The 2,137-nt window shown below is 74.1% G+C and carries 2 protein-coding genes; one reads left to right on the top strand and one right to left on the bottom strand.

The window, feature by feature from the left end; all coding sequences use genetic code 11:
* Window positions 1-769 (bottom strand): LysM peptidoglycan-binding domain-containing protein (locus AB0M20_RS39820; RefSeq protein WP_364306289.1); only part of this gene is annotated, 769 nt, incomplete at its 3' end.
* Between the two features lie 224 nt (window positions 770-993).
* Here AB0M20_RS39820 and AB0M20_RS39815 point away from each other — a divergent pair.
* A partial coding sequence (locus tag AB0M20_RS39815; protein ID WP_364306287.1) for a hypothetical protein occupies window positions 994-2,137 on the top strand: 1,144 nt, incomplete at its 3' end.

Genomic DNA, 2,137 nt, shown 5'->3' with positions numbered 1-2,137 from the left:
GTGGCGAGGTGATCGGCGGCCGCGCCTCAGGTGTATCCGAGCTGGCGTGCACCGGCAGCTTCAGCACCATGCCGGGATAGATCAGGTCGGGGTCGGTGAGGGCTGTGCCGTGGTGTGGGGCGCGGACGCCGCGGTTCAACTGATAGATCGTGGTCCACCGGTTGCCGTCGCCGAGGCGGTCGTCGGCGATCTCGTACAGCGAGTCGCCGCGCCGGACCAGGTGGGTCGCCGCGTCGGAGCCCGGGCCGACCGCCGACGGCGTCGGAGAGCTGGTCGCGCGCTGCGACCGGTCGGTTCTGTCGGCTTTCTCGGGGGACAACTTGTGCTGGCCCGCCGCGCCCGCCGCCAGCCCGGCGTCGGGATCCGGCGTCGGCGAGCTGACCGTCGCGGCGACGGGCAGCGCGAGGGCCGGTGCAGCAGCGGAGGTGACGGCGGCGGCGCCGAGCACCGTGGCCGCCAGGCTCTGCGCCGGGCCGGGCAGATACTGAGCGAGGCGGTGCCACTGCCGGGCCACCGTGCGCAGCCGCCGCACCGCCATGACCACGGCCGCGGTTGCGTAGGCAGCCCAGAACAGCCACGCGATGACCACGGCAGTGGGCCCAAGGAACGGCGGTGCCAGCGGCTGGTCGGCCCACTGCTGCACCTGCGACGCCGACGGCCACCGATCGGGGATCGGCGAACCGAACACCGCGAGCAGGACGAAGGGTGGTCCGGCCAACAGAGCCGCCAGGAGGATGGCGTCGCGGATCACCGCCACGAGTCGGAACATCGCCGTCTCCCTTCCGTTGCTGTGGGACGAGCACGAAAGCATGTCCACAGCCGACGGTAGGGCGACGAGCTCCCGGCGAGGCGACGCGCCGACCTCACAAAAACCTGACAGACCCTCACACGACCCTCACACCCCTGGTCAGGACCTGTCGTCGCCGGCACCCATGATCATCTGTGCGTGATCGTAGTGTCACGCTCCGGGTATCGATCTGCTTGACTGGGATCATGCAGCCGGTGTCGCCGTGCCTCGCCATCGACTACGGCGCGGCCTCCACGCAGGCGGTGCTCTGCCGGCCGGACGGGTGGTGGATGCCCGTGCCCCTCGACGGCGAGCGCCTCGAGCTCTCCAGTGCGATCCACTACGGAGCCGACGGCGCCATCGCCGTGGGGCAGGCGGCCTGGCGGCGCGCCGCCGACGACCCCGGCGGTTTCGTGTTGTCCCCGTCCCGGCGGGGGGCCGCCGGGGCCCCGCAGATGAACAAAACCCGCCAGGACGGTGAGCCGAGCGCCCACGCCCCGGCCACCCAGCCCCCCCACCCCGCACGCGCGCCGGACCTGGCCGGAGGCCCGGTTCAGGATGTGCGCCTGGTCGTGCCGGCCGGGTGGGGACCGCGACGGCATCAGTGGCTGCGGCAGGCCGCGCGGCAGGCCGGGCTCGGCGTCCCACGGCTCACGGCGGCCCCGGTCGCGGCCGGGCAACGGCTGCTCGCCGCTGAAGCCGTGCACGTCCAGATTCCGGTGGGAGCATTCCTGCTCATCGGCGACCTCGGCGCCGGCGCGGAGATGAGTGTGCTGCGCCGCGGGCCGCACGGCCTGGAGATCCTGTCCACCATCGCCGAGCCCGACGCCGGCGGTGCTGCCGCGGACGAGCAACTGCTGCGCGCCGTGCACCCGCCACAGCCCGGCGCCGGTATGCAGTGGATCCAGCTGGCCGCGATCCGCGCGGCGCGCGAGGCACTGTCGCAGCAGGCGACCGTCACCGTGGCGATGCCCCCGGACCCGCCGATCGTGCTGAGTCACGCCACCGCCGACCAGGCCACCGCCGCCGTGTGGAACGCGGCTGGTCAGCTGGCCGCCCGCGCGGTCGAGGCCGCCGAGCTGACCGTCGCGGACCTGGCCGCCGTCTACCTCATCGGCGGCGTCGCCGGCTCGCCGTCGGCAGTGCACGCGGTCCAAGCCCGACTGGGCGCCACTGGGCAGCCGGTGCAGCCGGTGCAGCAGCCGACGTTCGCGGCCGTGCTCGGTGCCGCCGACGCCGGCAGCGTCGGCGTACCGGCAGCCCAGCCAGCTACGCCGCCGCCTGCTGGCATATTTGCTCCGCTGCTTGCCGCGGCGCCGACGACCGCCGCGTGGGCGCCGCCTGCCGCCG

Origin of the sequence: Actinoplanes sp. NPDC051633 (assembly GCF_040681735.1) — a bacterium.
In the GTDB taxonomy this organism is placed as follows: Bacteria; Actinomycetota; Actinomycetes; order Mycobacteriales; family Micromonosporaceae; genus Actinoplanes.
Note: the sequence above shows the minus strand (reverse complement) of the source record. Positions and strands in the feature narration are given on the sequence as shown.